This window comes from Kitasatospora sp. NPDC048545, from assembly GCF_040651155.1.
In the GTDB taxonomy this organism is placed as follows: Bacteria; Actinomycetota; Actinomycetes; order Streptomycetales; family Streptomycetaceae; genus Kitasatospora.
Genome location: NZ_JBEZIQ010000005.1, coordinates 221945 through 238436 on the forward strand (window position 1 = coordinate 221945; position 16492 = coordinate 238436).

Annotated in this window: 19 protein-coding genes and 1 pseudogene; 8 read left to right on the forward strand and 12 right to left on the reverse strand. The window is 72.7% G+C overall.

Going from position 1 to position 16492, the window contains the following annotated elements; all coding sequences use genetic code 11:
- Window positions 1–150 precede the first annotated feature (150 nt).
- Entirely contained in the window at window positions 151–798 is a 648-nt protein-coding gene (locus AB0D10_RS07785; protein WP_360252984.1) for a ScbR family autoregulator-binding transcription factor, read from the forward strand.
- Between the two features lie 106 nt (window positions 799–904).
- On the opposite strand, the gene AB0D10_RS07790 is transcribed toward AB0D10_RS07785, so the two are convergent.
- From AB0D10_RS07790 to AB0D10_RS07805, 4 genes are all read right to left on the reverse strand, one after another.
- Window positions 905–1516 (reverse strand): ScbR family autoregulator-binding transcription factor, encoded by a 612-nt coding sequence (locus tag AB0D10_RS07790; RefSeq protein ID WP_360252987.1) that lies wholly within the window; start codon window positions 1514–1516, stop codon window positions 905–907.
- A gap of 225 nt (window positions 1517–1741) precedes the next feature.
- Window positions 1742–1951, reverse strand: a complete 210-nt coding sequence (locus AB0D10_RS07795) for an acyl-CoA carboxylase subunit epsilon (RefSeq protein ID WP_360252990.1) — start codon at window positions 1949–1951, stop codon at window positions 1742–1744.
- Between the two features lie 71 nt (window positions 1952–2022).
- Window positions 2023–3624: an acyl-CoA carboxylase subunit beta gene (locus AB0D10_RS07800; RefSeq protein ID WP_360252993.1), complete on the reverse strand. Its 1602-nt coding sequence runs from the start codon at window positions 3622–3624 to the stop codon at window positions 2023–2025.
- 451 nt (window positions 3625–4075) lie between these two features.
- The gene (locus tag AB0D10_RS07805) at window positions 4076–4498 is read right to left on the reverse strand and encodes a PLD nuclease N-terminal domain-containing protein (RefSeq protein ID WP_360252996.1); all 423 of its coding nucleotides are present in this window, start codon (window positions 4496–4498) and stop codon (window positions 4076–4078) included.
- Between the two features lie 94 nt (window positions 4499–4592).
- Between AB0D10_RS07805 and AB0D10_RS07810 the strand changes: the two genes are divergently transcribed.
- Together AB0D10_RS07810 and mqnP are read left to right on the forward strand one after the other, a co-directional pair.
- Window positions 4593–6050 (forward strand): menaquinone biosynthesis decarboxylase, encoded by a 1458-nt coding sequence (locus tag AB0D10_RS07810; protein WP_360252999.1) that lies wholly within the window; start codon window positions 4593–4595, stop codon window positions 6048–6050.
- Window positions 6050–6946 (forward strand): menaquinone biosynthesis prenyltransferase MqnP, encoded by an 897-nt coding sequence (mqnP, locus tag AB0D10_RS07815; RefSeq protein ID WP_360253002.1) that lies wholly within the window; start codon window positions 6050–6052, stop codon window positions 6944–6946. Before AB0D10_RS07810 ends, mqnP begins: the two co-directional genes overlap by 1 nt.
- 7 nt (window positions 6947–6953) lie before the next feature.
- On the opposite strand, the gene AB0D10_RS07820 is transcribed toward mqnP, so the two are convergent.
- The 6 genes from AB0D10_RS07820 to AB0D10_RS07845 all read right to left on the reverse strand — a co-directional run bounded on the left by AB0D10_RS07820 (window position 6954) and on the right by AB0D10_RS07845 (window position 11417).
- Window positions 6954–7226: a hypothetical protein gene (locus AB0D10_RS07820; protein WP_360253005.1), complete on the reverse strand. Its 273-nt coding sequence runs from the start codon at window positions 7224–7226 to the stop codon at window positions 6954–6956.
- On the reverse strand, window positions 7223–7573 hold the full coding sequence (locus AB0D10_RS07825) for a hypothetical protein (RefSeq protein ID WP_360253008.1): 351 nt from the start codon (window positions 7571–7573) through the stop codon (window positions 7223–7225). The genes AB0D10_RS07820 and AB0D10_RS07825 overlap by 4 nt, the downstream gene beginning before the upstream one ends.
- A 50-nt stretch (window positions 7574–7623) precedes the next feature.
- Window positions 7624–8418: a nucleoside-diphosphate sugar epimerase gene (locus AB0D10_RS07830; RefSeq protein WP_360253011.1), complete on the reverse strand. Its 795-nt coding sequence runs from the start codon at window positions 8416–8418 to the stop codon at window positions 7624–7626.
- Between the two features lie 447 nt (window positions 8419–8865).
- Entirely contained in the window at window positions 8866–9621 is a 756-nt protein-coding gene (locus tag AB0D10_RS07835) for an alpha/beta hydrolase (protein WP_360253014.1), read from the reverse strand.
- Window positions 9618–10085, reverse strand: a complete 468-nt coding sequence (gene gcvH, locus AB0D10_RS07840) for a glycine cleavage system protein GcvH (RefSeq protein ID WP_360253017.1) — start codon at window positions 10083–10085, stop codon at window positions 9618–9620. Before gcvH ends, AB0D10_RS07835 begins: the two co-directional genes overlap by 4 nt.
- A gap of 108 nt (window positions 10086–10193) precedes the next feature.
- Window positions 10194–11417, reverse strand: coding sequence for an FAD-dependent oxidoreductase (locus AB0D10_RS07845; protein ID WP_360253020.1), 1224 nt, complete (start codon window positions 11415–11417; stop codon window positions 10194–10196).
- Window positions 11418–11529: 112 nt separating this feature from the next.
- On the opposite strand from AB0D10_RS07845, the gene AB0D10_RS07850 reads away from it, so the two are divergent.
- Both AB0D10_RS07850 and AB0D10_RS07855 read left to right on the forward strand, forming a co-directional pair.
- Window positions 11530–12309, forward strand: a complete 780-nt coding sequence (locus AB0D10_RS07850) for a TetR/AcrR family transcriptional regulator (RefSeq protein ID WP_360253023.1) — start codon at window positions 11530–11532, stop codon at window positions 12307–12309.
- A gap of 154 nt (window positions 12310–12463) precedes the next feature.
- Window positions 12464–12607, forward strand: a pseudogene (locus AB0D10_RS07855) (VOC family protein); the annotation flags it as partial.
- A 7-nt stretch (window positions 12608–12614) separates the two neighbouring features.
- On the opposite strand, the gene AB0D10_RS07860 reads toward AB0D10_RS07855, so the two are convergent.
- Together AB0D10_RS07860 and AB0D10_RS07865 are read right to left on the reverse strand one after the other, a co-directional pair.
- A complete protein-coding gene (locus AB0D10_RS07860; protein ID WP_360253026.1) occupies window positions 12615–13331 on the reverse strand; it encodes an MOSC N-terminal beta barrel domain-containing protein in 717 nt (238 codons plus the stop codon).
- A gap of 75 nt (window positions 13332–13406) precedes the next feature.
- Entirely contained in the window at window positions 13407–14159 is a 753-nt protein-coding gene (locus tag AB0D10_RS07865; protein ID WP_360253029.1) for a cyclase family protein, read from the reverse strand.
- 66 nt (window positions 14160–14225) lie between these two features.
- Between AB0D10_RS07865 and AB0D10_RS07870 the strand changes: the two genes are divergently transcribed.
- The 3 genes from AB0D10_RS07870 to AB0D10_RS07880 all read left to right on the forward strand — a co-directional run bounded on the left by AB0D10_RS07870 (window position 14226) and on the right by AB0D10_RS07880 (window position 16453).
- Window positions 14226–14909 (forward strand): UbiX family flavin prenyltransferase, encoded by a 684-nt coding sequence (locus AB0D10_RS07870; protein ID WP_360253032.1) that lies wholly within the window; start codon window positions 14226–14228, stop codon window positions 14907–14909.
- Window positions 14910–15028: 119 nt separating this feature from the next.
- The gene (locus tag AB0D10_RS07875; RefSeq protein WP_030055719.1) at window positions 15029–15487 is read left to right on the forward strand and encodes an Lrp/AsnC family transcriptional regulator; all 459 of its coding nucleotides are present in this window, start codon (window positions 15029–15031) and stop codon (window positions 15485–15487) included.
- Window positions 15488–15490: 3 nt separating this feature from the next.
- Window positions 15491–16453 (forward strand): threonine/serine dehydratase, encoded by a 963-nt coding sequence (locus AB0D10_RS07880; protein WP_360253035.1) that lies wholly within the window; start codon window positions 15491–15493, stop codon window positions 16451–16453.
- Window positions 16454–16492: the final 39 nt, after the last annotated feature.

Here is a 16492-nt window from a genome sequence, read left to right on the forward strand (position 1 = left end):
ACGGCGGGGGAGACACAGGCGCTAGATTAGATACCAACCATGCGGTTTCGGTCGCGGCCGTCCGCATGCGAGCGCCGCTCCCGGCAGGGGGCGTGCCGACAGCAGCCGGGCGGGGCGGGGATCGCGCCCGGTCGAGTCCGGAGGGGGCCAGTGGTCAAGCAGGAACGGGCTGGGCGGACCCGGCAGGCCGTGCTGCTCGCCGCCGCGGAGACCTTCGCGCGGGTGGGCTTCGAGGCCGCCAGCCTGGTCGACATCAGTCGCCGCGCCGGGGTGAGCAAGGGCGCCCTCTACTTCCACTTCGTGTCCAAGCAGGCCCTCGCCGACGGGGTGCGCCGTGCCGCCGGCCGCGAGATCGGCGCGGCCGCGCTGCGCGCCCTGCGCGCCGACGGCCCGGCCCTGCAGGGGCTGATCGACCTCTCGCACGAGCTGGCCCGGATGCTGCGCGAGGACGTGGTGGTGCGGGCCGGTGTCCGGCTCGGCCGCCAGGTCCCGCGCAGGGACGGCCCCCAGGGCGGTCCCCAGGACGGCCCGCCGGGCCCGCCCGGCCCGGACGCCACCTGGCGCAGCCTCACCGCGGTCGTCCACCGGCTGCTGGACCGCGCCGCCCAGGCGGGCGAGCTGTGCCCGGGGGTGGACCGGCGGGCCGCCGCCGAACTGCTCACCGCGGTGGCGGCCGGGCAGGTGCTGCTGGCAGGGGAGGAGACCGACCGGCCCCGGCCGGAGGCCGTGCGCCGGGTCTGGACGGCCGCGCTGCCGGCCCTGGTGGCGGAGCGGGACCGGGCCGGCTACCGGGTCTGAGTCGGCTACCGGGTCCGAGCCGGTCGGGGCCGTGCGGCGCGGCCCGGTGACGCCCCAGCGGGGCCGGGTGACACGCGGCCCGGTCCGGGACCGGGCCCGGCCGGGCTCAGGCGCGCTCGGCCACGCTCAGCCGGGCGAGGGCGTGCGGCTGGACCAGGCCGGGCAACAGCAGCGTCCACAGGTCGGCCAGCCGCTGGATCAGGTCCTGCCGGTCGGCCAGCACCTGGGAGCTCAGCTGGATGCCGGTGACGGCCCCGGTGATCACCCCGGAGGCCGCGGCCAGGTCGATCCCCGGGTGGAGGTCGCCGGCGTCCCTGGCCTGTTCCAGCAGCCCCCGGACCAGGTCCATCCAGCCCTGGTAGGCCGCGATCTGCGGCTGGGTGAAGCTCCCGTGCTCGATGGTCAGCCGGATGCTGCCGCGCACCAGCGGGTCGTCCTGGAGCGCGCGGGCGAAGGCGTACGCGAGGTCGATCAGGTTCTGCACCGAGCTGTCCGACACCGGCTTCCAGCCGGCGATCCAGGCGCCCTGTCCCTCGATGACGGCGAGCGCCAGGTCCTCCTTGGACCGGAAGTGGAAGTACAGCGCGCCCTTGGTGACCCCGGCGCGGTCCAGGATCTCGGACATCGTGGCGGCGGCGTAGCCGCGCTCGTCGAACACCTCGGCCGCCGCGAGGAGTACCGCCTGGCGGGTCGCCAGCGCGCGGGCCTGCCTGGCCATCGCAGCCTCCCTGGAAAGTTCTGGTACCTCGGCAGCGGCCGATCCTATGGGTCCGGCGGGGCGGCGAAGGCATACCGACCGGTAGGCATCCTACCGAGCCGCCCGCCGCCCGGTCCGGCCCGTGCCGACCGGACGGACCCGAAGGGTGCGCGCGCCGCCCGGGGGAACGCCCGACGGCCGGTCACCCGAACGGGGTGACCGGCCGTCGGCGCGAGCCGGGGTCCGTCAGGCGGCCTGCTGCCAGCTGACCGGCGAGTAGTAGGCCGGACGGCGCTCCAGGCGCTGCCAGTTGGCGATCGGCTCGATCGGCGAAGCGGTGCCGGCCTGCTGCGCGGCGGCGGCGCGCGCCATCAGGACGGCGGTCAGGGCGGCGAGTTCCTCGTCGGTGAGGCTGCCGCGGACGATGCGGACGAGCGGTTCGGCGGAAGCGGTCATGTCCTGGTTTCTCCCCCGGTGCTTGTGGTGTGAGGTGGCTCTCGGTGCGTCCTGCTGCGGTGGCCGCGGTGCTACATCGGCGGGTTGCCGTGCTTGCGGCTCGGCAGGTCCGCGTGCTTGGTGCGGAGCATGGCCAGGGCGGAAGCGATCACCTGGCGGGTTTCGGCCGGGTCGATGACGTCGTCCACGAGGCCGCGTTCGGCCGCGTAGTACGGGTGCATCAGCTCGCTCTTGTATTCCTTGATCTTCTGGGCCCGCATGGCGTCCGGGTCCTCGGCGGCGTTGATCTCGCGCCGGAAGATGACGTTGGCCGCGCCCTCGGCGCCCATGACGGCGATCTCGTTGGTCGGCCAGGCGTAGGACAGGTCGGCGCCGATGGAGCGGGAGTCCATCACGATGTAGGCGCCGCCGTAGGCCTTGCGCAGGATCAGCGAGATGCGCGGCACGGTCGCGTTGCAGTACGCGTACAGCAGCTTGGCGCCGTGGCGGATGATGCCGCCGTGCTCCTGGTCGACGCCGGGCAGGAAGCCGGGGACGTCGAGCAGGGTGACCAGCGGGATGTTGAAGGCGTCGCACATCTGCACGAAGCGGGCGGCCTTCTCGCTGGCGTTGATGTCCAGCACGCCGGCCAGCGACTGCGGCTGGTTGGCGATGATGCCGGTGACGTGGCCGTCGACGCGGGCCAGCACGCACAGCACGTTGGTGGCCCAGCGCTCGTGGACCTCCAGGTACTCGCCGTGGTCGACGATCTCCTCGATCACCTTGCGCATGTCGTACGGGCGGTTGCCGTCGGCGGGCACCAGGTCCAGCAGGCTGTCGTTGCGCCGCTCGACCGGGTCCTCGCTCACCACGGGCGGCGGCATCTCGCGGTTGTTCTGCGGCAGCAGCGAGAGGAGGTAGCGGACCTCCTCGATGCAGGACTGCTCGTCGTCGTAGATGAAGTGGGCCACGCCGGAGACACCGGCGTGCACGTCGGCGCCGCCGAGGCCGTTCTGGGTGATCTTCTCGCCGGTGACGGCCTGGACCACGTCCGGGCCGGTGATGAACATCTGCGAGGTCTCGCGGACCATGAAGACGAAGTCGGTCAGTGCGGGGGAGTACGCGGCGCCGCCGGCGCACGGGCCGAGCATCACCGAGATCTGCGGGATGACGCCGGAGGCCTTGGTGTTGCGCTGGAAGATGCCGCCGTAGCCGGCCAGGGCGGTGACGCCCTCCTGGATGCGGGCGCCGGCGCCGTCGTTCAGCGAGACCAGCGGGGCGCCGGCCGCGATGGCCATGTCCATGATCTTGTGGATCTTCTGGGCGTGGGCCTCGCCCAGCGCGCCGCCGAAGATCCGGAAGTCGTGCGCGTAGGTGAAGACGGTGCGGCCGTGGACGGTGCCCCAGCCGACGACGACGCCGTCGGTGTGCGGCTTCTTGGCCTCCAGGCCGAAGCCCTGGGCGCGGTGCCGGCGCAGCGGCTCGACTTCCTGGAAGGAGCCCTCGTCCAGCAGCAGCTCGATGCGCTCGCGGGCGGTCAGCTTGCCCTTGGCGTGCTGGGCCTCGGTGGCCTTGTCGCTGGGGCCGCGGCGGACCTTCTCGCGCAGCTCGTGCAGCTCGGCGACCCGCCCGCGGGCGTCGGCCGGGACCTCGGGGACCTCGCCGTCGACCGGCGCCTCATGCACAACCGTCATCTCGAACCACTCCAAGGGTGAGGGAACTGTCCGACAGCCAACGTCTGCTGTGCCCCCGGCCGCGAATCACTTTCTTCACTTATGACTGTACGAGGGGCCGTGCGCTGGTTTCGGCGTCGATTCCGTACAAGGTCGGGTTCGTTTAGCTGTCAGGCCTGTACAGAAGCGGTCGGGTCGGAGCCGGAGCGCTGGGTGTTCGTTCGAATACCGGGGGTTGTCGGACAGGTGATGGTCCGATGATCTGAGCATGAAGGAAAGCGCAGGTCAGGGCCGTCCCTCAGTAATGTAGGACGGCCGTCTTGGGTGCCGCTCAAGGTCCGCTCAAGCCGGGTGCCCGGACAGCGGTCATCCGGGCGAGACGGCACCCAGTCGTAGGGAAGCGCCAAAAAGGCCACGGCCCACCCGGAGCCGCCCGGGTGGGCCGTTTGAGGGAGTGCGGGAACCCCCGTGATCAGCTCTTCCGGCCGTCCTCCGGCTCGTCCCGGTCGCGCAGTTCCTGCTCCCGGCGGCGCAGATCGGCCTCCCACCGCTCCAGCATCGACTCGTGGTCCTTGTCGTCCTTCTTCAACGAGGCGAGGAACTCGGGGTCGTCGTCCGGCGCGAGCGGGCGCCCGCCGCGCCCGGCAGGGTGCCCCGGACCGCCGCCCGCCGGGTGCCCCGGCCGGCCGTCGGCGGCCGCGACCGGCAGGAAGCCGCGCTGCTTGCCGGCGATGAGCCAGGCGATCGGGCCCAGTGGCGGGAAGAGCAGCACGATCAACACCCACACCACCTTCGGCAGGTGCTTCACCTCGTCCTCGGGCGTGGTCAGGCAGTCGACGAACGCCCAGACCCAGAACGCGAGCGGAAGGACGATGGTCAGCAGAATCCGCAACATGGGCTGCGATCTCCCCCCAGCGGGCGGCGGCGGCGGGCGCCTTCCCGGGGCCCTTGACGCAAGCCAGGCTATCTGGTGGCGGATACTGACAGGCATGGCATACGACGATCTCCGCTCGTTTCTCCGGGCCCTCGACCGAGAGGGCGACCTCAAGCGCATCAAGGCGGAGGTGGACCCCCACCTGGAGATCGGCGAGATCGTCGACCGCATGCAGAAGGCCAAGGGCCCCGCGCTGCTCTTCGAGAACGTCAAGGGCTCGTCGATGCCGCTCGCGATGAACGTCTTCGGCACCGAGCGGCGCCTGGCCAAGGCGCTCGGCCTCAAGGGCCCGGACGACATCGCCGAGAAGATCGCCGGTCTGCTCAAGCCGGAGCTGCCGCAGGGCTTCACCGGTTTCCGCGACGCCTTCGGCAAGCTCGCCTCGATGGCACACGTCCCGCCGCGGCACGTGAAGACCGGTGATGCCCTGGTGCAGGAGGTCGTGCTCACCGGCGACGATGTCAACCTGGACGAGCTGCCCGCCCTCTTCACCTGGCCGCTCGACGGAGGCTCCTTCTTCAACCTGGGCCTCACCCACACCAAGGACCCGGACACCGGCGTCCGCAACCTGGGCCTCTACCGGCTCCAGCGCCACGACCGACGCACCATCGGGATGCACTGGCAGATCCACAAGGACAGCCGCAACCACTACGCGGTGGCGGCGAAGCGCGGCGAGCGCCTCCCGGTCGCGATCGCCTTCGGCTGCCCGCCGGCCGTCACCTACGCGGCCACCGCCCCGCTGCCGGGCGACATCGACGAGTACCTGTTCGCCGGCTTCGTCGCCGGGGAGCGGGTGCGGATGGTCGACTGCAAGACCGTCCCGCTGCAGGTCCCGGCCGACGCCGAGGTGGTCCTGGAGGGCTGGCTGGAGCCCGGTGAGATGCTGCCCGAGGGCCCGTTCGGCGACCACACGGGCTTCTACACCCCGCAGGAGCCGTTCCCGGCGCTCACGATCGACTGTGTGACGATGCGTCGCCGCCCGATCCTGCAGTCCATCGTGGTCGGCCGCCCGCCGACGGAGGACGGCCCGCTGGGCAAGTTCACCGAGCGGTTCTTCCTGCCGCTGCTGAAGATCATCATCCCGGACATCGTCGACTACGACCTGCCCGAGGCCGGCGGCTTCCACAACTGCGTGATCGTCTCGATCGACAAGAAGTACCCCAAGCACGCCCAGAAGACGATGCACGCGATCTGGGGCGCGCACATGATGTCGCTGACCAAGCTGATCATCGTGGTGGACGCCGACTGCGACGTGCACGACTACCGGGAAGTCGCCTGGCGGGCCTTCGGCAACGTCGACTACAGCCGGGACCTCACCGTCGTCGAAGGACCGGTCGACCACCTGGACCACGCCTCCTACCAGCAGTTCTGGGGCGGCAAGGCCGGCATCGACGCCACCCGCAAGCTGCCCGAGGAGGGCTACACCCGGGACGGCGGCTGGCCGGAGATGGTGTCCTCGGACCCGGCCACCGCCGCCCTCGTCTCGCGTCGCTGGAAGGAGTACGGGCTCTGATGAGTACGGCTGCTGTCGAAACCCCGGGGCGCACGAAGGCGTTCCTGCGGCTGGTGATGATCGAGCACTCGGTCTTCGCGCTCCCCTTCGCGTACATCGCCGCGCTGACGGCGATGTTCCTCGCCGACAAGCGGGTGCACTGGGGCCAGTTGTTCGTCGTCACGGTGTGCATGGTCGGCCTGCGGACCTTCGCGATGGCCGCCAACCGGATCATCGACCGCGAGATCGACGCCCGTAACCCGCGCACGGCCGGGCGCGAACTGGTCACCGGCGCCGTCTCGTTGAGGACCGCGTACGTCGGCTCGGCCGTGGCGCTGGTGGTCTTCCTCGGCGCGGCGGCGATGCTCAACCCGCTCTGCCTGGCGCTCGCGCCGGTCGCCGTGGTGCCGATGGTGGTCTACCCGTACGGCAAGCGGTTCACCGACTTCCCGCAGGCGATCCTCGGCCTGGCCCAGGCCATGGGCCCGGTCGGCGCCTGGCTCGCGGTGACGGGCCGCTGGTCCTGGGAGGCCGTCGTCCTCGGCGTCGCGGTGGGCATCTGGATCGGCGGCTTCGACCTCATCTACGCCTGCCAGGACGTCGAGTCCGACCGCCACGGCAAGGTGCGCTCGGTGCCGGCCCGCTTCGGGGTCCCGGCGGCCATTCGGGGCGCGCGCGCGTGCCACGTCCTCACCACGCTCCTGCTGGGCTGGTTCGCGGTCCTGACGGACGCCGGAGCGGCGTTCTGGATCGGCCTCGTCGTCGTCGCGGGCGCCTTCGTCTACGAGCACACCATCGTGAAGCCGAACGACCTGTCGAAGCTCAACCGGGCGTTCTTCCAGACCAACGGCTTCGTGGGCATCTCGCTGTTCTGCTTCGCCCTGCTCGACCTGGTCATCCGCGGCCTCGGGATCTGATCCCCGGTCAAGCGGGCGGCGGAGTCACCTGGCAGATGACGACGAGTTCGAGTCGGGGGACCACGTAGTAGGCGACCAGGCCCCCGGCGACGTCGAGGTAACGCATGGGCTCGCCGCTGCCCTCGTGTGTGGTGCGGTCCAAGTGGAGCGCCTCGGCCACCCGGACGAGTTCGGTGGCCTTCTGCTCGATGGCCTTCTGCTCGATGGCCGTGAGGAATGCGGCGGGTGCTCCGCCGGCGACGAGTTCCTCGCTGGGCAGGTACTCCCAGCTCCAGCTCACCCGTTCGCCGCCGCGAAGGCGGACCGGTAGATCGTGGCGACGTCAGTGGCGTGCCGACGGCACTCCTCGACGGTCGCCGCGTGGTTGGCGAGGCAGTTCGCCCGGTGGTAGGCCTGTGCGGTGGCCGGGACCCGTTCGATCTCCACTACGGCGGCCCAGTGGGCGACGAAGGCGCGGATGGGGTTGATGCTCCCGGCCTCGGGGGCTCCGGCCATGGCCCTGGTCTGTCCTTCGGCCATCTCGGGAAGCCGGTCGGCGGCCACCACGGCGAGTGCGGCTTTGAGCGAGGCGGGGGTCTTCTCGGGCCGGGGGATGAACTCGACTCCGTCCGACACTCGCTGGCTCACGGGGCGCTCCTCTCGCCCCGTCCGAGCCTACTCGTCGACGGCGGACCGGCTCAGCGGAACAGTGCGGCGTGGTCCGTCGCCCAGGTGCGGAAGCTGCGGGCCGGGTGGCCTGTGACGTCCTGGACGGTGGTGGTGGCCGGTTCGGGGGCGGCGATGCGGGCGTGGATGAAGTCCAGCGTGCCGTCGATCGCGGCCCCGGGCCGGCCGGTGGCGGACATCCGGTGGCGGGCGGCCTCGCGGGGGATCTCCTCCCACTTCACCGGGCGGCCGGCGGCCTCGCCGATGATGCCCACCTGCTCCGCCTGGGTCGGCGACTCGGGGCCGGTCAGCACGTAGCGGGCGCCATCGTGGCCGTCCTCGACCAGGGCCCGGACGGCGACCGCCGCGATGTCCCGCTCGTCCACGGGGCCGAGCCCGGCCGCGCCGCCGTAGCCCCGCACCGCGCCCGCGGAGCGGATCTCCTCCGCCCACTGCAGCGCGGCGGCGAAGCCGTGCGCCCGCAGCACGGTGTGCCGCACTCCGCTCGCGGCGAGCAGTGCCTCGATCTCGCCCTCCGGCCGGTCGGGGACGGCGGAGGACAGGAACACCACCCGCCCGACCTCCCGGGCCAGCACGCCCACCGCGTCCGCCGCCGCGTCGGCGGTCGGGTACGGCCAGCCGAGCAGCACCGCGCCAGCGCCCTGGGCGGCGGCCTCCAGCGACATCGGGTCGAGCAGGTTCCGCTGCGTCAGGGGCCGCGCCCGCACTCCCGCGGCCGCGAGCTGCAGCCCGACGTGCCGTCCGACCGTCCCGGAGACGCCGACCACCAGCACAGGCGACGCGTCGTCAACTCGCTTTTCTGTCATGTCTAGAACGTATGTGACGAAGATGAGACGCCCAATGCGTACGGGTCTCGGGTCCATTCGTCATCGTCCAGGGGGCGTGCGCCAACTCGCCTGCGCCCCCCGGTGCTTCGAGCGCCGACCATCCGTCGATCCGGTTCACACCAAGAGTGGCCGGCGTGTTGCGTTCCGTGGCGAACGTGGGCAGGAGCAACCGCTCCCCGTGCGGATCCCTCGTGGCGCGCAGACGCGCTTCTTCTCGGTCCTTCCGAACGGACTCCTCCAGGACCGTCGCCTCGGCTACACCGCCCGCGGCCTCCTCGCCGACCTGCTCTCCCGCCCCGACGGCTGGCGCGAGGACGGGCGGCCCTCGTCGCCGTCCGCGGTCCCGTCCCGTGCCCCGGCCCCGCCTGAGCGTCGTGGTGCGCGGCCCCGGGCCCGGTCGGCGCACCGCGCACCACGACCCCGGCGTCAGTCGTGCAGGAAGCCCTCCAGCGAGGCCGCCAGGGCGACCGGGGCCTCGTACATCGGGTAGTGCCCGCTGCCGCCGAGCTCCTCCAGCTCCGCGTTGGGGTAGTGGCTGAGCCAGGTGCCGCGCATGACGTCGGCGGTCAGCGCGAGGTCGTGCGCGCCGACAATGACCTTGACCGGCACCGGGTTTCCGCTGATCCGGCGCTCCAGGTCGGCGGTGGTCCAGTCGCGGACGTAGCCGCCGAAGGCCTCGGGCGTGGACAGCCGCAGGGACTGGTCGACCATCCGGTCCAGCCAGACCCGGCCCGCCCGCCGGCCGGTGACCAGGTCGAGGATCGCGAGGCGCTTCTCCCGGTCCCCGGCGGCGCCGTGGAACAGCGCCTCGCCGGCCTCGTCCAGCGGGTACGCCCCGGCCGGCACCGGGGCCAGGCCGACCAGCTTGCGCACCCGCAGTGGCGCCTCGGCGAGCACCTGCTGAGCGGCCTTGCCGCCCATCGAGTGGCCGACCAGCGAGAAGCGGTCCCAGCCGAGCTGGTCGGCGAGGGCGAGCGCGTCGGAGGCGATCTCGGCGAGCGTGTACGCGCCGGTGACGTCCCGGCGCTCGCCGTAGCCGCGGTAGTCGAGGAAGGCGTAGCTGAAGGCGTGGCCGTCGAGGTAGTCGAGGAACGGGCCCCAGCCCGCGCTGGTGCCGAACCAGTCGTGCAGGACCAGGACGTGGTGGTCGCCGGTGCCGGTCGAGCGGTGAGGGATCGTCATGCCATCGGTCGTTCCCGCCGACCCGCCCGTCCGAACGGCCGGGTCGGCGGGAAACCGGAGTGCCGGGGCGGCCGCTGCTCCCCTTCGGAGACGTAGGCCCCGTACTCGGCCGCCGTGAGCAGGCCGTCCGGCTCTGTCGTCGTCGCCGTGATCTCGACGAGCCGGCCGTCGCCGTACGGGTCCTGGTTGATGAGCTCGGGGTCTTCGGCCGGCTCCGCGTTCACTGCGGCGATCGACCCGGTGAGCGGCGCGTACAGCTCGCTCGCCGACTTGACCGACTCGACGGTTCCGAACGCCTCGCCGTCCGTGAACTTCCTCCCCTCTTCGGCGAGTTCCACGAAGACGATGTCGCCGAGCTGCCGCTGGGCGTAGTGGGTGATGCCCACGCGGGCCCCTCCCTTCCCCGTGGTCGACACCCACTCGTGGTCCTTGGTGTATTCGAGGGTCGTCGGGATGTCGGACATGGCGGCCTCCGGAGGCTCGGCGTCATGACCGACTGACTGTCAGTCTCGGCGGGAAGGCTCCCGCAGTCGTCCGCTCCCCGCCGTGAGGTCCACCCGGACGAGTGAACTTCAGGTGTCGCGCCGGGCGAAGGCCGGAGCGTGTTCCGGCCGCGGGCCGAAGGCGATCATGCGGGAGAGCAGCAGCGGGAACCCGGGGGCGTAGCGGGCGAGCAGCACCAGCGGGGTCGGCGGTCCGACCCGGCGGCCGGTGAGGGCGGGCTCGAACATCACGCGGTGCAGGGTCCGCTGGAACCGCTGCATGATCACGGTCGGCCGCCACCGGCGGCGCTGCACCCGGGCGAGGGCCGCGACGGTCGGGCGGCCGCGCCGCAGGGGTTCGGCGAGCAGGGTCGCGGCCGCGACGGCGTCCTGGATGGCGAGGTTGATGCCGACGCCGCCGGCCGGGGACATCGCGTGGGCGGCGTCGCCGATCAGCAGCAGCCCGTCCTGGTACCAGCGGTCCAGCCGGTTCAGCCTGACGTCGAGCAGGTGGACGTCGTCCAGGCTCTCCAGGCGGTCGACCCGGTCCGCGTACTGGGGCAGCAGCCGGGCGATCCGTTCGCGGAAGTGCGCGATGCCCTCGGCGCGCAGCTGGGGGTCGCTGCCCTTGGCCCGGAAGTAGGCGACCTGGAAGTAGTCGGCCCGGGCGAAGCTCAGGGCGAGGTCGCCGGGGCCGAAGCCGGGGACGAGGCTGGGCGGCGCGGCCTGTTCGTGGGCGTGCCGGGGGAGCCGGAACCACCAGGTGTCGAAGGGCACGGGGTGTTCCTCGGGCACCAGCCCGGACTCCCGGCGCAGGGTGGAGTGCCGGCCGTCGGCGGCGACGGTGAGCGCGGCGCGCAGCTCGCCCTCCTCGCCGTCCCGGGTGCGGTACCGCACGCCGACCACCCGGTCGCCCTCCCGGAGCAGGCCGGTCGCCTCGGTGTTCATCCGCACGGTGAAGGCGGGCTCCTGTCGCGCCTCCTCGACCAGGAAGTTCAGCAGGTCCCACTGCGGGATCATCGCGATGTAGTCGTACGGGGCACGCATCCGGTCGTAGGCGCTCAGCGCGACCGGGCCGGCGCCGGGCACGGTCACCACCAGGTTGCCCAGGCGGCTCTGCGGCAGTGCGGCGAACTTGCGGCCCAGGCCGAGCTCGTCCATCAGCCGCACGGTGGACGCGTGGACGGTGTCGCCGCGGAAGTCGCGCAGGAAGTCCCCGTGCTTCTCCAGCACGGTCACCTCGATGCCTGCGCGGGCCAGTAACAGGCCCAGCATCATTCCGGCCGGTCCGCCCCCGGAGATCACGACACTCATGGCCGTCCTCCTTTCGTGTTCGATCGGTGTCCGGCTGGTCGCCGTCCGTGTGGAACTCGTATAGACAGATTCTCTGGAACCGTCTCAGGTGTCAAGTAGTACGATGCTCCACATGAAGGAGCTGGTGGCGGCCGCCCTCGCGGCGGCGAAGGAGCGGGGCCAGGACGTCGCAGACGTTCCGCTGACGGGGATCGCGGCCGCGGCGGGCATCTCCCGCAGCACGCTGCTGCGGCGGCTCGGCGGCTCCCGGGCGGCCCTGGACGAGGCCGTCCGGCAGGCCGGGGTCGACCCGGGCGGGCGGCCGCCGGTGCGCGAGCGCGCGATCGAGGCGGCGGCCCACCTGGTGGCCGAGCGCGGCCTGGCCGGGATCACCCTGGACGCCGTCGCCGACCGGGCCGGGTGCTCGCTGCCGAGCCTGCACACCGTCTTCGAGGGCCGGGACGGCCTGCTCGCCGCCGTCTTCGGACAGTACGGGCCGCTGCCGGACCTGGAGGCGCTCGCGGCCGACCCGCCGGAGGACCTGGAAGGCGCCGTACGGGCGCTCTACGAGACCTTCGCCGCGTCCTTCGCCCAGGAGCCGCGGGTCGTCCCGGCGGTCTTCGCCGACCTGTTCAGCCGCCCGGACGGCCCCGCCGCCGCAATGATGGGCGCCAACCTGCCACGGACGTACGACGGCCTCAACCGGCTGCTGCTGCCGCACATCGAGGCCGGGCGGCTGCGGCCGCTGCCGGTCCCGGTGCTGGTCCAGCTGCTGCTCGGCCCGCTGATCACGCACATCCTGCTGCGTCCGGTGCTGGAGCCCGCCTTCGGCGCCGGACTGCCCTCGGTGGAGCGGGCCATCGACCACTTCGTCGACTGCTACCTGCGCGCGGTCGCCCTGCCCGGGTCGTAGGCCCGCCGGAGCCGACCCGCCCTGGTCGCTGGGCGCGGACTGATCCACGCTGCACCTCGGCGGCGGTCCGGCGCTCTGCTTCCAGCGCGTCGCCGACCACCGCCCGCCGCGCCGGCCCGACCCGGAGCACCCCCAGTAGGCGCACCCGGACCTCGACGTCGAGGGCCTGGCCGCCGCCGGGCGGGCGGCGCTCGCCCTCGGTGCAGCGCACCTGTACGACGCGGGCCGGTGGAGCGTCTTCGCCGATCCGGCCGGGCAGCCCTTCTGTCCGATCGGCCCGCCGCGGCAACGGACCTGACGGAGCGTCAGCCGAGTTCGAGCCGGTCTCCGACCCGGAGCCGGCCCGGGGTGGCGACCGTGGCGAGCGCGTCGAGGCGGCCGTCGTGGGCGTGCACGACGGCCTTGAGGATCTCCGGCGCGTGCGGCAGTCCCGGCTGCGGGGCGCCGGTCATCGCGCAGCGCTCGCTGGAGGTGACGAAGGCGAGGTGGGCGCTGTCCGGGGCCTCGCCGCGGGCCTGGTGGCCGAACCAGGTGTCCTCGACGAACGGCGGGGTGCCGGGCGGGGTGCGCAGCACGATGTTGGGCCGGAACCGGCGCTCGTCGACCACCGCGAACGGGACGGCCTCGCGGACCCAGTCCAGGGTGGCGGTGGTGAGCAGGCTGACCGGCAGCCGGTCGAAGTGCGGGACGGCGTCCTCCCGGGCGAGTTCGACGTCCTCGCGCTGGAGGTAGGCGCGCAGGAAGGCGGTCGGCCGGTCGACCGGGCGTCCGAGTGGGTCGAACAGCTCAGGTCCGTCGATCCGGTGGCCGAGGCGGGCGGAGAGGCGGAGCAGGCCGTCCATCCGCCGGAAGCGGCGGGTGTTCTTGCCGGAGCCGAGCTTCCCGGTGGCGTCGCGGACGGCGTAGAGGCGGTCGCCGGCCAGGCCGCGCCCGTCCACCTCGACGGAGTCGAGCCGCTCGCCGCCGGTGGATTTCACGGGGTAGCGCCAGAGTCGCTCGATCACTCCGATGATCTCAGCCATGGGCGGACAGCGTACTGGCGCCACCGGGGGATGGTCTAGACCAAGTGGCGTACCGGTGGCGGAGATCGGCGCGGCTCAGCCCAGTCGGGCCACCGCCCGCACCGGTGCGCCGTCCGCCGCGACCAGCCGCAACGGGAACAGCGAGACCTCCACCGGCCGGCCGGCCTCCTGCGCCGCCAGCAGCGCCCGCAGGTCGGTCAGGTTCTCGGCGATCACCCCGCCGCCCGGCGCCCCCAGCAGCACCCGGTGTGCGGCGAGCGTCGGCTCGTCGGCGGCGCCCTGGTCGTGCTCGTCGGTGAGGTCGGCGAGCAGTGCCGCCACCGCGGGGTCGCCCGGGCCCGGGTCGGGCGTCGGGTCGACGCTGAGCGCGTCCACCCCGACCGTCCGGATCCCGGCGGCCACGATGGCCTCGGCGGCCTCCGCGGTCAGGCTGGGGTGGGCGAGGTAGGTGTCGGTGCCCCAGTGCCGGGCCCAGCCGGTGGCCAGCAGCAGGACGGTGCCCTCGCCGGAGTCCCCGGCCCGCTCCAGCGCGGGCGCCAGCAACTCCGGCGTGACGGCCGCCCGGGGCTCCAGCCCGCGCAGGTCGGCCAGCACGGCCGGACCGGTGAACCGCTCCAGCGGCAGCCCGTCCAGGGTCGGCCAGGTGACGTCCACGTGGTACGGCGCGTCCACGTGCGTCCCGGACTGCGAGCCGAGGTGCAGGGCCAGCACGTTCACCCCGGCGGTCGCGGTGGTGAGCGCGGGCGCCAGCACGACCGCCGGGTCGCCGGGGTAGACCGGCATCGCGGTGGTCACCTGATGGGTGAGGTCGACGAGGGTCGCTGCCATGCGCCCATCCTCCCAGTGCCGACCGCCGATGGGGCTCCGCCCGGTGAAGCCGGATAGAAATGGCCCATGGGACATGCGAAGCGTCAGCCGTGGGTGGTCGGGGTCTCGGGCGCGTCGGGGACGCCGTACGCGGCCTCGGTGATCCGGGGGTTGCTGGCCGCGGGTGAGGCGGTGGACCTGATCGTCAGCCGGGCCGCCCGGCTGACCATCCTGGACGAGACCGGCATCTCCTTCCGGGACGCCCACTGGCGCACCGACCTGGCCGCCTGGCTGGGTGTGGAGGGCTCCGGGGGCGGCCTGGACGACGTCCGCTACTGGCCCGCCGGGGACTTCGCGGCCGGCCCCTCCAGCGGCTCGTACCCGGCCAAGGGCATGCTGGTGGTGCCCGCGACCACCGGGGCGGTGGCCGGGATCGCGCTGGGCCTGAGCAAGGACCTGCTGCAGCGGGTCGCCAGCGTCACCCTCAAGGAGCGCCGCCCGCTGGTCGTGTGCGTGCGCGAGACGCCACTCAACGGGGTGACGTTGAAGCACCTGGTGGAACTCGACGCGCAGGGCGCGGTCGTCCTGCCCGCTTCGCCCGGTTTCTACGCCGGCGGCTCCACCGTGCGCGAACTCGTGGATTTCGTGGCCGGACGGGTCCTCGACGCCGTCGGCGTGCCACATTCCCTGTACCTGCGCTGGGAGGGGGAGTTGGGCGCGGCGGCCCGCCGGGCCGACCGGAATGAGGGCGTTCCGGCTGAGGGGGAGTAAGGAGACCGAGGGCGGGAGAGTATCTTCTCTGCGATATCCGGGTCGGTCGGCGCACGGCGCCTTTGAATCCGGATAATGATCTGTGGGTCTGGAGAGGTTCGGAAGGACGCGGACGGTATATGGACACGGTGGACAGACAGCTCATCCAGGCGCTCCGGGAGAACGGCCGTGCGTCCTACGCCGAGCTGGGCCGGCTGGTCGGACTCTCCGGCCCGAGCGTCACGGACCGCATCAACCGCCTGGAGCAGGCCGGGGTCATCACGGGTTACCGCGCGACGGTCAACCCGGCCTCGCTCGGCTTCGGCGTCACGGCCCTGATCGGCCTCCAGCTGACGGACGCGGCGGACCACGAGGACGTCGCGTTCCGGCTGAAGGACCTCAACGAGGTCGAGGACTGCTGGTTCATCGCGGGTGACGACTCGTACATGCTCAAGGTCCGGGTGGCTGACGTGGCCGGCCTGGAGTCGGTGGTGAAGCGGATCTCGGGGACGAAGGGCGTAGCCCGCACCCGCACCACCGTCGTACTCTCCACGAAGTGGGAGAACCGGGTGAGTGAACTTCCTCCTGTAGGAGAGTGACGCATGGCACTGGTCGGTCTGGAGGAGCTGCGCTCCGCTCGGCAGCGGATCGCGGGGGTCGCCGTGCGCACCCCGCTGGTTCCCGCCCCCTGGGCGGCCGAGGGGGAGCGCAGGCTCTGGCTGAAGCCCGAGAACCTCCAGCCGACCGGGGCCTTCAAGACCCGCGGCGCCTACAACCGGCTGGCCGCGCTCACCGCGGACGAGCGGGCGCGCGGCGTGGTCGCCCAGTCCAGCGGCAACCACGCGCAGGCGGTGGCGTACGCGGCGGGGCTGCTCGGCGTCAAGGCCGTGATCGTGATGCCGGACACCTCGCCGGCGGTGAAGGTGGAGGCCACCCGGGCGTTCGGCGCCGAGGTGATCCTGGTGTCGCCGGAGGAGCGGGACACCCTGCCGGGCGAGCTGGCCGAGCGGCACGGCTACGTCTGGGTGCCGCCGTACGACGACCCGTTCATCATCGCGGGCCAGGGCACGGTCGGCCTGGAGATCGCCGAGGACGCCCCGGCCGGGCTGGACACCGTCCTGGTGCCGGTCAGCGGCGGCGGCCTGATCGGCGGCACGGCGGCCGCGCTCAAGCTGACCCGCCCGGGCATCCGGGTGGTCGGCGTGGAGCCCGAGCTGGCCGCCGACGCGCAGGCCAGCCTGCGGGCCGGCCGCCGCCTCGCCTGGCCGGTCGCCGACACCTACCGCACCATCGCGGACGGTCTGCGCACCCCGTCCGTCGGCGTGCTGCCGTACGAGCACATCACCGCCTACGTGGACGACATCGTCACCGTCACCGAGGACGAGATCCGCGCCACCGTGGCCCTGCTGGCCCGCCGCGGCCGGCTGGTCGCCGAGCCGTCCGGGGCGGTCGCACCGGCCGCGTACTTCCACCGGGCCGCCGAGACCGGGGGCCAGTCGGTGGCCGCCGTGGTCAGCGGCGGGAACATCGAACCCGCACTGCTCGCAGAGCTGCTCTCGGCATAGGCGTACGCTCGTTCCGGCAAGGAATCGAATGTCGGAGGA